Annotated in this window: 10 protein-coding genes and 1 rRNA gene; 1 reads left to right on the top strand and 10 read right to left on the bottom strand. The window is 31.6% G+C overall.

What is annotated here, in order from left to right; translation table 11 throughout:
* The 10 genes from AWE51_RS11400 to thrS form a co-directional block, all read right to left on the bottom strand.
* Nucleotides 1-456, bottom strand: coding sequence for a Fur family transcriptional regulator (locus AWE51_RS11400; protein ID WP_066313650.1), 456 nt, complete (start codon nucleotides 454-456; stop codon nucleotides 1-3).
* A 147-nt stretch (nucleotides 457-603) separates the two neighbouring features.
* Nucleotides 604-2,817 (bottom strand): RelA/SpoT family protein, encoded by a 2,214-nt coding sequence (locus AWE51_RS11395; protein ID WP_066313649.1) that lies wholly within the window; start codon nucleotides 2,815-2,817, stop codon nucleotides 604-606.
* Nucleotides 2,818-2,997: 180 nt separating this feature from the next.
* Nucleotides 2,998-4,230: a M48 family metallopeptidase gene (locus tag AWE51_RS11390; RefSeq protein WP_066313646.1), complete on the bottom strand. Its 1,233-nt coding sequence runs from the start codon at nucleotides 4,228-4,230 to the stop codon at nucleotides 2,998-3,000.
* Nucleotides 4,231-4,326: 96 nt separating this feature from the next.
* Nucleotides 4,327-5,136 carry a TrmH family RNA methyltransferase gene (locus AWE51_RS11385; protein ID WP_066313644.1) on the bottom strand — a complete coding sequence of 270 codons (810 nt, stop codon included), beginning with the start codon at nucleotides 5,134-5,136 and terminating at the stop codon, nucleotides 4,327-4,329.
* 45 nt (nucleotides 5,137-5,181) lie between these two features.
* On the bottom strand, nucleotides 5,182-7,956 hold the full coding sequence (locus AWE51_RS11380; protein ID WP_066313642.1) for a hybrid sensor histidine kinase/response regulator: 2,775 nt from the start codon (nucleotides 7,954-7,956) through the stop codon (nucleotides 5,182-5,184).
* Nucleotides 7,957-7,963: 7 nt separating this feature from the next.
* Nucleotides 7,964-8,368: a hypothetical protein gene (locus tag AWE51_RS11375; RefSeq protein ID WP_066313641.1), complete on the bottom strand. Its 405-nt coding sequence runs from the start codon at nucleotides 8,366-8,368 to the stop codon at nucleotides 7,964-7,966.
* Nucleotides 8,369-8,543: 175 nt separating this feature from the next.
* Nucleotides 8,544-8,888 (bottom strand): 50S ribosomal protein L20, encoded by a 345-nt coding sequence (gene rplT / locus AWE51_RS11370; protein WP_066313640.1) that lies wholly within the window; start codon nucleotides 8,886-8,888, stop codon nucleotides 8,544-8,546.
* Nucleotides 8,889-9,011: 123 nt separating this feature from the next.
* On the bottom strand, nucleotides 9,012-9,209 hold the full coding sequence (gene rpmI / locus AWE51_RS11365) for a 50S ribosomal protein L35 (protein WP_027394180.1): 198 nt from the start codon (nucleotides 9,207-9,209) through the stop codon (nucleotides 9,012-9,014).
* Nucleotides 9,210-9,270: 61 nt separating this feature from the next.
* A complete protein-coding gene (infC, locus tag AWE51_RS11360) occupies nucleotides 9,271-9,780 on the bottom strand; it encodes a translation initiation factor IF-3 (protein ID WP_074408604.1) in 510 nt (169 codons plus the stop codon).
* A gap of 83 nt (nucleotides 9,781-9,863) precedes the next feature.
* Nucleotides 9,864-11,810: a threonine--tRNA ligase gene (thrS, locus tag AWE51_RS11355; RefSeq protein ID WP_066313637.1), complete on the bottom strand. Its 1,947-nt coding sequence runs from the start codon at nucleotides 11,808-11,810 to the stop codon at nucleotides 9,864-9,866.
* A gap of 864 nt (nucleotides 11,811-12,674) precedes the next feature.
* Between thrS and AWE51_RS11350 the strand changes: the two genes are divergently transcribed.
* Nucleotides 12,675-12,753 (top strand): 16S ribosomal RNA (locus AWE51_RS11350); the annotation flags it as partial.

Below are 12,753 nucleotides of genomic sequence, written 5' to 3'. Positions count from 1 at the left end.
TTAGTTTGATTTCTTTTTAGTTCCGTAGAAATACAAAGAGTGATTTGTAATATCTACATCAAAAATTTCTTCTATTGTTTTTTTTATAGATTGAATTCTAGGGTCACAAAACTCAAGAACGTCACCACTATCTGTTAGAATAAGGTGATCATGTTGTCTATCAAAATATGATTTTTCATATTGTGCTTGATTTTGACCAAATTGATGTTTTCTAACCAATTTACACTCTAATAAAAGCTCGATAGTGTTATATAGCGTAGCACGACTAACCCTATAGTTTTTGTTTTTCATTTTAATATATAAAGATTCTATATCAAAATGTTCGTCACTTTCGTAAATTTCTTGAAGTATAGCGTATCGTTCTGGTGTTTTTCTATGACCATTTTCTTCTAAGAAGCTGGTAAACACATTTTTAACGATAACTTGATCGTTTTGTGTAGTTGCTTTAGTACTCATACGTTTAAAAAAGCAAAGTTACATTATTTTTTATTAGCCCCCTAACTGCATTGAAGGAATTAAATAAGATATTATTTTATCATAATTTTTAATGCTACAATAATGCATGCATATATCGAATTTCTAAAGCTATTGTTTAGATGTCTATTATTCTCGAATAACCTTATCGATACCATTTATTTTAGTAAGACTTTTTATTACTGTTTTTAGAGTATTTTTATTTTTAACACCTACAGTAATTTTACCGGTAAAAACACCGTCGTTTGTATCAAAATTCATGTTGTAAATGGCAAGATGCATATTGTTAGATATAATTTGAGTTACTTCATTAACAACACCAATATTATCAATTCCATTAAGTCTTATAACGGCTTTAAATTCTTCTTGGCTAGAATCTATCCATTTTGATTGCATGATTCTATAGGCATAGTTACTTTGCAATTGTAAAGCATTTGGACAATTGTTTTTATGGACTTTTATACCTTCATTAACGGTAACAAAGCCAAATACATCATCTCCAGGAATAGGGTTACAACAATTTGATAATTTATATTCTAACTTTTCCAGATCTTTACCAAATACTAAGAGATCATATTTAGAGGTTATCTCTTCTTTATTTACATCTTTTATATTACCTCTTCTAATTCTATTTTTAATAAAATTCATAAAGACATTGCTTCTTGTTGTAGCAAATTCTTTAATTTTTTTATTATCAATGGTTCCAATACCAACTCTATAAAATAAATCTAAACTGGTTTTTAGTTTGAAATATAGTACAAGTTCATTAACCACTTTTTCACTCATGGTAATTTTTTGAGAGCGAAGCTTACGTTTCAAGATCACTTTACCATCCTCGGCAATTTGTTTTTTCTCATCACGTAGAGCTGATTTTATCCTGGAACGTGCTCTTGCAGTGGTCGCATAATCTAACCAGTTAGAAGATGGTTTTGATTTTGTTGAAGTAATGATCTCTACTTGATCCCCACTTTTTAACTCATGACTTAAGGGCACTAATTTTCCATTAACCCTTGATCCCCTGGTTTTTAGCCCGATTTCTGTATGAACGCTAAAACCAAAATCAAGAGCAGTTGCCCCTTTGGGTAATGATTTTAAATCTCCTTCAGGGGTAAAAACAAATATTTCTTTGGCATATAGATTTAGTTTAAATTCCTCTACAAAATCTACAGCATTGGCCTCAGAGTTTTCTAATGCCTCTTGTAGTCTATTTAGCCAATCATCCAGGCCTTGATCTTGTTGTTGCTCTTCTTTGTTTTTGTATTTATAATGTGCTGCGTATCCTTTTTCTGCAATTTCATGCATGCGTTCACTTCGGATCTGGACTTCTACCCACCTACTATCTGGACCAATAACAGTGATGTGAAGTGCCTCGTAACCTGTGGTTTTTGGTTGATTAATCCAATCTCGCAATCGAATTGGATTAGGTCTATAATAATCAGTAACAATAGAATAGATTTTCCACGCTACAAACTTTTCATTTTCAGTGTCCGAATCTGACTTATATATTATTCGTATCGCAAACTTGTCATACACCTCGTCAAAAGAGACGTTTTGCTTAACCATTTTTCTTCGGATAGAAAATATGGATTTAGGTCTACCTTTGATTTCATAATTTAGCCCTTCTTTATCGAGTCCTTCACGGATTCGATCAGAAAACCTTTTGATATAAGCATCTTGTTCTTCTTTACTTTCTTTTATTTTTTCAAGAATATCTCTGTAGACATCAGGTTCTGTATACTTTAAGCCTAGGTCTTCGAGTTCAGTCTTAATGTTGTAAAGTCCTATTCTATGCGCTAAAGGTGCGTAAATAAATAATGTTTCAGAAGCAATTTTAACTTGCTTATCAGGTCGCATAGCGTCCATGGTTTGCATGTTATGTAGACGGTCTGCAATTTTAATAATGATAACACGGATATCATCATTAAGTGTAAGTAGCATTTTTCTGAAATTCTCTGCCTGAAGAGATATATCTCTATCTTTCTTTAAAGAAGAAATTTTAGTTAAACCATCAACAATACGTGCTATGGTTTCACCAAACATTTGTTCGATGTCGACTAATGTATATTCTGTATCTTCGACGACATCATGTAGTAGCGCTGCAGCAATTGAAGTTGCATCAAGACCAATTTCACTTGCAACTATTTTAGCAACAGCTATTGGGTGAAAAATATAAGCTTCACCACTTTTTCTTCGTTGCTCTTTATGAGCATCGACGGCAATGTCGAATGCTTGTCGTATAAGTGCCTTATCTTCCTTAGAAAGATCTCTGTAACTAATACGAAGCAATTCTTTATATTGCTTAGCTATTTGTTTATTTTCTTCTTCTATAGCAGCTTCAGTCATAATACGTAATTTTTTATGAAAGCCCTATTCAATACTGTGTGAACTATTCTCCCTTTGCAATAAATAATCTGACAAAAATTATACCTTAAATTATATATGTTAATTAAAGTGTAAACATGACATATATTTATTAAATGTACAATTAAGAATTGTAATGAGCAAGTACTTGAACACTGGATTTTATTCTCTTAAATTTTTTATTCTCTGTAAAAGAGTTGGGTGTGAATAATGTATAAATACCATTGCAGGGTGGGGGGTCAGGTTGCTAAAATTGTTTTTTGAAAGTTTCTTCAAACTACTTATCAAAGCTTCTTCGTTATATGTGTTTTTGGCATAGTTATCTGCTTGGTATTCAAAAGTTCTTGAAACTATGTTCATTACAAGGCCAGTAATCTCAGAAATTGGACTATACAAAACTCCAAATGCAACTAAACCCACATGAAAAGAGGGCACGCTAACGTTAAGCGCTTCTGATAATAATGGATTAGCGATAAAAAGAGATAAAAACCATAAAGTCAATCCTGTTAGTAATATTGATAATAATAAGTTAGCGATAACATGTTTTTTCTTAAAATGCCCAACTTCATGGGCGAGAACCGCTACGATTTCTTCATTATCCAGATCTTTAATTAACGTGTCATATAATGTAATTCTTTTTTCACTTCCAAAACCAGAAAAATATGCATTTGCCTTAGTACTTCTTTTAGAGCCATCAATCACATAAATGTCTTTTAACTGAAAACCAACTTTTTTAGAATACGCTTCTATAATATTTCTTAGTTCTCCAGGTTCCAGCGGGGTTTGTTTATTAAATATAGGAACAATAAGTCTGGCATAAAACATATTCATAGCAAGTGTGAAAATTGAAATTAATGCTAAAGCATACATCCAAAAATGTTTTCCAGTGATTTCATAAAACCATATAATTAATGATAAAAGAGCACCACCAACGATAATCATCATAATGATACTTTTAATTTTATCTACAAAAAAGGTTTTTAAAGATGTTTTATTAAAACCAAATTTTTCTTCGATTACAAAAGTTTGATAGTAAGAAGTTGGTGTAGAAAGGATATCACTTCCTATCATTATAATTCCAAAAAAAATGAGACCAATAACAATTGAATTGTCAGAAAGACTTCGGGCTATATTATCTACCCAGGCAAAGCCATCAAGAAAGAAAAACAATAACATAATAAAAAGTGATATAGTCGAAGAAAATATCTTGAATTTATAGTTTGCTTTTTTATATGCTATGGATTTTAAATATTCGTCTTTTGGGTAAACATCAGATAATTCTTCGGGTATCTTATCATCATAATGATTTGCATTTAGAACGTCCAAAAGAGTGTCTATTAAAAATACAATAACGACGATAGCAACTAATAGGTAAAATAGGGAAATAGGGGTCATCGGTTAATAGCAATTAGTAGTTTAAGTATTTGGGATTTACGGGGTAGGTGGAAAGATAATACTTTTTAATCTATTTGTTTAATAATTTATTAATCTTTATTTAATGAAATTACGCTGGCGTTTTGCTTCAAAAATTAAAATTCCCGCCGCAACAGATACATTCATTGAATCTATACTACCGCCCATTGGTATTTTTATATTTTGGGAAGTATTTTGTAAAAACTCACTGCTTAGACCTGTAGCTTCTGTGCCTACTACAATGGCTGTTGGGTTTGTGTAATTTTGTGTGTGATAATCCTGAGAGGATTGTAATGCCGCGCCATAGATTTCGATATTTTGTTGTTTTAAAAATGTAATAATGTCTGATGTAGTACCTGTAGCAATTTTATTGGTAAAAATACACCCTACACTTGATCTAATAATATTTGGATTATACATATCTGTTTTAGGATTGGCGATAAAAACAGCATCTAGATTAGCGGCATCTGCTGTGCGTAGAAGAGCACCAATATTACCAGGTTTTTCAGGAGCTTCGGTAACAAGAATTAAAGGGTTTTTTGAAGATAATTTAAAACTGTTTATGTCTAAATCCTTAGCTAGGGCAACTGCCAATATTCCTTCTGTAGTACTGCGATATGCAAGCTTTTGATATATTTCTAGAGAGATTTCAAATATAGATGTTTTTTGGTCTCTTTGGTTTGTTAGGGTTGAAGCTTCCTCGAATGAAATTATTGAAGGACAATAGTATATTTGAGTAATTGAATAATCTCCTTTTAGGGCTAAAGAGATTTCACGAACTCCTTCAATTATAAAACATTTTTCCTTTTTACGAACGCGTGATTTTTCTTTCAGTTGATTAAGAAACTTGATTCTAGTGTTTTGAAAGCTTTTGATCTGATTTTGCATAACCGCAAATATACTAATAGGATTCAGATTTTTATTTTAAGTGATTCAAGAATCCAACTCTTTTATTGATAGTTTAATATCTTTTATAATCTGAGGAAAAGATTCTTCTAATTGTTTAAATAATTCTAGAATCACCTTTGAATCGTTATTTTGAGCAGAATTTTGTTCAATTTTTTGTAATAGTTGAGTTTGGTGGCTTAATCCAATAGTTTTAAAGCTTGATTTGAGTTTGTGCGCTATTTGTTTAGAAGTAACCATGTCATTTTGATACACAGCATCTTTTAATTTTTGATAATCTAAAGGTGTTTCATCAATAAATATTTGAAGAACACTTTGTATGATCTCCTTATCGTTATCAAAGGTTTTCTTTAAGAAAGAAAGGTCACAGGTTTTTATTGAAGAAGAATTTACTAAATTCTTTACTGGTGACACTTCCATTTTTATAGAGGTTCTTCCTTTAATACCTTTTGGTTGTAGACTAAAAAGCACTTCTTCAAGAGCTTTTTCACTTAAAGGTTTAGTAAGATAGAAATCCATTCCAGAAGCAATTGCCTTCTTTTTTGATTCAGGAAATACATCGGCAGAACAAGCAATTATAGGGATTTGTTTTATTGCTGCGTTAGGGGATTTTCTTATTTTCATTGCAGTTTCTGGGCCATCCATTACTGGCATATGCATATCCATTAAAATTAAATCATAGACACTATGCTCTATTTTTTCTAGAGCTATTTTTCCGTTTTCAGCAAGATGAACTTCAATGTTCCAATTTAAGAGTAATTGTTTTAAGAAAAATTGGTTCATTTTATTGTCTTCCACGACTAGAACTCTCATTCCTGAAATATCAGTTGTATCCTGATTTGAGATGATGCTTTTTTGATTTTTTTCTGTAGATTTAAACTGACTTTTAGTGTATTGTATTGAAAATTGGAAAACAGAACCTATACCAGGTTTACTTTTGGCTTTTAGTTTTCCACCTTGTAATTCTATTAACTGTTTTGAAATTGATAAGCCCAAGCCAGTCCCTTCTATTTTGTTTTTTCCTGGCTTGTGTACTTGATAAAAACTTTCAAAAATACTAGCTAACTTGTCTTTAGGTATACCAACCCCTGTATCTTTGACCGCAAAGTTCAGTGTGATTTGGTTTTTAAGTATTTTACCAACAGTTATCTCAATAGTGACTTTGCCCTCATGGGTGAATTTTATAGCATTTCCTAGTAAATTAATTAAAATTTGATTTAACCTAAGTTGATCACCAATAATAAACTTTGGTACTTCTGGGGCGATATCCACAGTGTAATCGATACCTTTTTCATCAGCTTTGATTCTAAACCCTCTAGATAAATTATGTATGAGCTCTAGTACATTAAAATCAGTATTATGTAAAGTGAGTTTTCCGGCTTCAATTTTAGAAAAATCAAGAATATCATTGATTAGAACTAAAAGATTTTCTGCAGAAAACTGGATGCCATCGAGATTTTTTTTATCTACTTGTGGAGTGCTAAAATCACTTTTTTGTAAAATTCCGGTTAATCCTAAAATTACATTCAAAGGTGTTCTGATTTCATGACTCATATTCGATAAAAAAGCAGATTTAGCTTTTGCAGATTTTTCAGCAATTACTTTTGCTTCTCTAATTTCATTATCAATAACTTTTTTGCTAGTAATGTCTCTAAAAAAAGCATTAAATAAGAAATCTTCTTTAGTTTTAATTGCTATGATCGTAAGTTCTATATGTACTACGGTTCCATTAATTCTATTTACAGAAGTTTCAACTCTCTTGTTAATTAATTCATCAGTTCCTGTTTTAATATAATTACTAAAGCTGTTTTGTAAAGCGTATCTAAGTTTACGTGGCACTAGAGAATAAACACTTCGTCCTATGGTCTCTTCTCTTTTTAGTTCAAGTATATTCTCGGCCTGATTGTTCCAGTTTAAAACGGTCCCATTACTATTTACTAAAATCACTCCGTCCATAGCGGTCTCAAGAATGGTCGTGTTAAGATGTTCTATATGTTTTAAATCTTCTTCTACTTTTTTTCTTTCTATAATTTCTTTTGTCAGTCGCTCATTAATTTCTTCCATGCTGTACAATTGTTTCTGAAGCATTTTAAGCATTTGTTGTTTGCTTGGAAAATTTATGAGATCTTTTGCCAAAATTTCTTCAGGAATAACATTTAATATTCCTGTAAAAGAATCCAATAAGTGGTACGACTGAAAATAGGATTTGTAAATGAGTAAGTAAATATTAGTAATAGCATTAATTCCTAGGCTATTTTTAATTCGCTGAAAAATCTCTGTAGAATATTCTAATAGTTTTTTTCGCTCTTTTATTAAATCTATAGTTTTGAAATTATAATCGGTATGAAGATAATTTTTTATGTTAACTATTTTTGGATCATTGTTGCCTCCAACAAGCTCCTCGGATTTCACCAGTACGCTAAAAAGAAATGTTCTGCATAATGTGAGTTCTTGTTCTGAAGAGGATTGAAATATCAAATAAAAATTCTCGTAAGTATTCAAAAAGGCGTATCGCTCAATGATTTTATCTCTTATTATTTTTGAACTTAATTGATTAATTATATTCTTCTCAACAATGTGTTCTTCAAATAGCAGATATAATTCGGGTAAGAATTCTTTCTTTTTAGATAATGAGTAGGTATCAAAAATTTTAGCTTTTGCTTTCAGATTAGTTGCATTAGCGGGTATGTCGATTTGTTTCCACAAAAAATTAATAAGATCACTGATGTCCTGTTCTTCTTTATTTCCTGTTGGATCAATTCTATTTTTGGATATTATTTTTTTAAACCAATTTGCGATCATCTAAGGGTCATATTTTACTGGCTCTGTATATTTTGAAAAAACCTAATGCAGATAATCCCCATGTAAGAATTAGAGCAATAAACCAGATATAATTACCAAAGGTGTCGCCAAATATGTTCTTGAAGACATTATAATCAAAAATATGAGCGATTTGCATATGTAAGTGACCTAAAGCCATTACAACAAAACCCCAGGCAAGAAGTGTCATTCCAGAGCCAAATTTTCCCCCTTTTAATCTTGTAGCCGTTAGAAAGCTAAAAATTAGAGCTATAGCAAGAAAGGGCATTTCTAGTAAACCAAAAATTTGTTCTGAACCTAGTTTAGTACTATGATGTGTACTTTGTTCCTGTGCAAGCAAAGTTTGATTAATGAATAATACTCCGAAAGTAATTAAAAAGTAGTGTTTCTTCATATAAGTCGAGTTTGTTTAAAAGTAATGAAAAAATGCGGGTTCGCCATGGATTTAATGGATTAAATACTTGTTTTATCGACTAAGTGTGTTTTTTTAGGAGTTAATATAAAAAAAACCCGCTTTTTCAAGCAGGTTTTAAACAAGTGAGATTGTATAGTTTTATTAAAAAAGATTACTATTTTACTTTTTCCACAATCGCTTTAAAAGCTTCAGGGTTGTTCATCGCTAAATCTGCTAAAACCTTACGGTTTAACTCGATGTTATTAGCTTTAACTTTACCCATAAATTGAGAATAAGACATACCATATGTACGAGCACCTGCGTTAATACGAGTGATCCATAAAGCACGGAAAGTTCTCTTTTTATTTCTACGGTCTCTATACGAATATTGCATCGCTTTATCCACCGCATTTTTTGCTACTGTCCAAACGTTTTTACGACGTCCAAAGTAACCTTTTGCTTGCTTAAGAACTTTTTTTCTTCTAGCTCTCTTTGCAACAGAATTTACTGATCTTGGCATAATTTTAAATTTTTTAGTAGTAGGCGATCTTAACTAGATACTTTGTTTTTATAGTTTGTAATTTTACTTTTATAAAAGCCTAACTCCTGGGTTTACAATAATTCTAACCTGATTAGGGATTAATTACTTTAAACGTAATTGTTCCTTAATACTATTTTCATCGCTTTTGTGCACTAACGTTGAGTGCGTCAAAGCAAGCTTACGTTTTTTAGATTTTTTTGTCAATATATGACTCTTAAAAGCGTGCTTTCTTTTGATTTTACCAGTTCCGGTAAGCTTAAAACGCTTCTTAGCACTGGATTTTGTTTTCATTTTAGGCATTGTATCCTTGTTTTTATAATCTCACTTATTATCTTCAAATGCTATAAAATAGCTCTTTACTTTATTTCTTAGGTGCGATAAACATTATCATTCGTTTACCTTCAAGTTTAGGCATTTGTTCTACTTTACCATACTCTTCTAATTCTTGTGCAAGTCTAAGTAGTAGTATCTGACCTTGATCTTTGTAAATTATAGAACGACCTTTAAAGAAAACATAAGCTTTTAGTTTAGCACCTTCGCTAAGAAATTTAATAGCATGTTTCTTTTTAAATTCATAATCATGCTCATCGGTGTTGGGACCGAATCTAATTTCTTTAATAACAACTTTGGTGGCTTTAGATTTTAAAGCTTTGTCTCTTTTTTTCTGTTCATAAAGGAATTTTTTATAATCCATTATTTTACAAACAGGTGGCACAGCTTTAGGTGAAATCTCTACAAGATCTAGCTCTTGCTCTTCGGCAAGTTGTAATGCTTTCTTGGTTGGATACACTCCAACTTCAACATTATCACCTACAAGACGTACTTCATCAACTCGTATTTTATGATTGATTCTGTGAGCATCTTCTTTGATTACTCTTAGTGGTTTTTGAGACCTTCTTCTTCTTATTGCTATGACTTCAAAATTTAAATTAAACTTATTTTTTTATTTATTTCTTATCCGTTAAACGGTTTTAAGGTTTTATTTATTTCTTCTTTTACGATTTTAGAAAATTCATCAATAGATATAGCTCCTAAATCTTCTCCTCCATGTTTTCTAACAGATATCGTGTTATCAGTAGCTTCTTGTTCCCCAATGATGATAATATAAGGAAATTTATTCATTTCAGCTTCTCTGATCTTTTTACCTATTGTCTCATTTCTATGATCGGCAAGGGCGCGAATTTCGTCATTTTCTAACAAATTTAAAACTTTTTCAGAGTATTTTTCATATTTCTCACTGATAGAGAGAATAATAGCTTGTTCTGGCATCAGCCAAAGTGGGAAGTTACCTCCCGTATGTTCTAGTAAAATAGCTATAAATCTTTCCAAGCTTCCAAAAGGAGCTCTATGAATCATAACAGGTCTGTGCAATTCGTTATCATTACCTTTATAAGTAAGGTCAAAGCGTTCGGGTAAATTGTAATCTACCTGGATTGTTCCTAGTTGCCAACTTCTACCTAACGCATCCTTAACCATAAAATCGAGTTTTGGACCATAAAAAGCTGCTTCTCCACTTTCAATTATATAATTTAAGCCTTTGTCCTTTGCGGCACTTATAATAGCATTTTCAGCTTTTTCCCAATTTGTAACATCTCCAATATACTTAGTTGGGTTGTCAAGATCTCTAACAGAGACTTGAGCTGTGAAATTTTCAAAACCTAATGAACCGAATACATATAAAACAAGATCGATTACTTTCTTAAACTCCTCGTCTAATTGGTCTGGAGTACAAAAAATATGAGCATCATCTTGAGTGAATCCTCTTACTCTTGTTAGTCCATGTAATTCACCACTTTGTTCATATCTATAAACTGTACCAAACTCAGCATATCTTTTAGGTAAATCTCTGTATGACCATGGTCCGCTATTATATATTTCACAATGGTGAGGACAATTCATGGGTTTTAAAAGAAATTCTTCACCATCAGCAGGAGTATTTATAGGTTGAAAACTATCTTCTCCATATTTAGCATAATGACCAGAGGTAACATATAACTCTTTTTGACCGATATGAGGTGTCATTACCATTTCATAACCTGCTTTTTTCTGTGCTTTTTTTAGAAATTGTTCTAAACGTTCTCTAAGCGCTGCTCCTTTGGGAAGCCAAAGTGGTAATCCTTGGCCTACCCTTGATGAAAATGTAAAAAGACTAAGTTCTTTGCCAAGTTTTCTGTGATCTCTTTTTTTTGCTTCTTCTAGTAATTCTAAATATTCTTTTAATTCTTTTTGCTTAGGGAAAGATGTTCCGTAAACTCTTGTTAGTTGCTTATTGTTCTCGTCTCCTCTCCAATAAGCTCCGGCAACACTCATGATTTTTACAGCTTTTATGATCCCTGTATTGGGTATGTGCCCTCCGCGGCATAAATCTGAAAAAGTATCATGATCACAAAAAGTAATTGTTCCGTCTTCAAGGTTTTCAATTAACTCTACTTTGTATTCATTGCCTTCTTGTTTGTATTTTGCTAATGCATCTGCTTTTGAAACAGATCTCATTTTGAAATCATGCTTACCTCTGGCAATTTCTAACATTTTATCTTCAATTGTTTTGAAGTCTTTTTCAGAAATAGTCTTATCTCCAAGATCTACATCATAATAAAAACCGTTATCAATTGCCGGTCCAATAGATAATTTTACACCAGGATATAATTGCTCTAGAGCTTGTGCTAAAACATGCGATGTAGAATGTCTAAAAGCTGTTTTACCTTCATCATCTCTCCATGTATATAGAATAAGACTACCGTCTGTTGTTAATAGGGTAGAGGTTTCAATAACAGTTCCATTAAATTTTGCAGAAATCACGTTTCTTGCAAAACCTTCACTAATATCTTTTGCTACATCTAAAGCGCTTACTGCGCTACTGTATTCTCTAACCGAGCCATCAGGCAACGTAATCTTGATCATTCTTTATGTAATTAAGGATGCAAAGATAATACGATATTAAAGTTCATACAATAGTAGTATGCATATTTAATGTATTAAATTATGATTATGTTGGTAAACTACATTGCTTAAAGGGTAAGAGGTGCAGAATTATTTATGTCGCCTTATTATAATACCTATATATTAAGGAGGCTGTCAATCTAGGGTTTTGTTCGATAAATGAGAAGAAATATTTTTTTTAATGTAACATCTAAGTTATTAAGGAGTTAAGAAAATATTAAAAAAAACATTAAAAAAGTCATTGTCGAATAGTTTTATGTGTGTAGATTTGCGCCCTCGAAACGGGGTAATGTGTTTCGGTTAGTTCATTGAGATTTGGTTTTATTTTTAGGTTAAAAAAACTTTATTTTTTTTCCATGAAATAGCTTGTCAGAATAAAAAAGGGTTGTATGTTTGCATCCGCTAAGCTCGAGGGCTTAGGAGTTCATTGAGAGTTTTGTTTTGGTTAGGGATTTAGGAAAAAAGTTTTTTAAAAATAATTTCAAAAAAGCTTTGTAGAATAAAAAAGGGTTGTATATTTGCATCCGCTTAGCGAAACAGAGCGAGTTCATAAAAATAATTAGAATGGTTTTCTACTTTAGAATGGTTTTCTACTGATAATTTAGGTAGAATTAGGGTTCGATTCCTTAAGTAATAACAAGAGTAATTTTGGCTACTAGATGTGGTTTTAGATTGCTAAGAAAGTTCATAGACATATTGATTGACAGCGCGTATTTAGCTATTTTATTTATAGGATAGTTAATACATACGAAATTAAAGACTAGAATCATTTAGAGATACGATTATAATTCCGTTGTATTGTTTTCAAATAATATTTAAAGACAAACGATGAAGAGTTTGATCCTGGCTCAGGATGAACGCTAGCGGCAGGCTTAACACATGCAAGTCGAGGGGTAACATAAGT

This window comes from Aquimarina aggregata (assembly GCF_001632745.1).
GTDB classification, from domain to species: Bacteria; Bacteroidota; Bacteroidia; order Flavobacteriales; family Flavobacteriaceae; genus Aquimarina; species Aquimarina aggregata.
The sequence above is the reverse complement of the archived record's forward strand: the minus strand, read 5'-3'. Positions and strand labels throughout refer to the sequence as shown.

Bases quoted from the DNA above. Each gene is read 5' to 3' on its own strand.
- AWE51_RS11400 (WP_066313650.1), bottom strand. From the start codon at position 456: ATGAGTACTAAAGCAACTACACAAAACGATCAAGTTATCGTTAAAAAT.
- AWE51_RS11395 (WP_066313649.1), bottom strand. From the start codon at position 2,817: ATGACTGAAGCTGCTATAGAAGAAGAAAATAAACAAATAGCTAAGCAA.
- AWE51_RS11390 (WP_066313646.1), bottom strand. From the start codon at position 4,230: ATGACCCCTATTTCCCTATTTTACCTATTAGTTGCTATCGTCGTTATT.
- AWE51_RS11385 (WP_066313644.1), bottom strand. From the start codon at position 5,136: ATGCAAAATCAGATCAAAAGCTTTCAAAACACTAGAATCAAGTTTCTT.
- AWE51_RS11380 (WP_066313642.1), bottom strand. From the start codon at position 7,956: ATGATCGCAAATTGGTTTAAAAAAATAATATCCAAAAATAGAATTGAT.
- AWE51_RS11375 (WP_066313641.1), bottom strand. From the start codon at position 8,368: ATGAAGAAACACTACTTTTTAATTACTTTCGGAGTATTATTCATTAAT.
- rplT (WP_066313640.1), bottom strand. From the start codon at position 8,888: ATGCCAAGATCAGTAAATTCTGTTGCAAAGAGAGCTAGAAGAAAAAAA.
- rpmI (WP_027394180.1), bottom strand. From the start codon at position 9,209: ATGCCTAAAATGAAAACAAAATCCAGTGCTAAGAAGCGTTTTAAGCTT.
- thrS (WP_066313637.1), bottom strand. From the start codon at position 11,810: ATGATCAAGATTACGTTGCCTGATGGCTCGGTTAGAGAATACAGTAGC.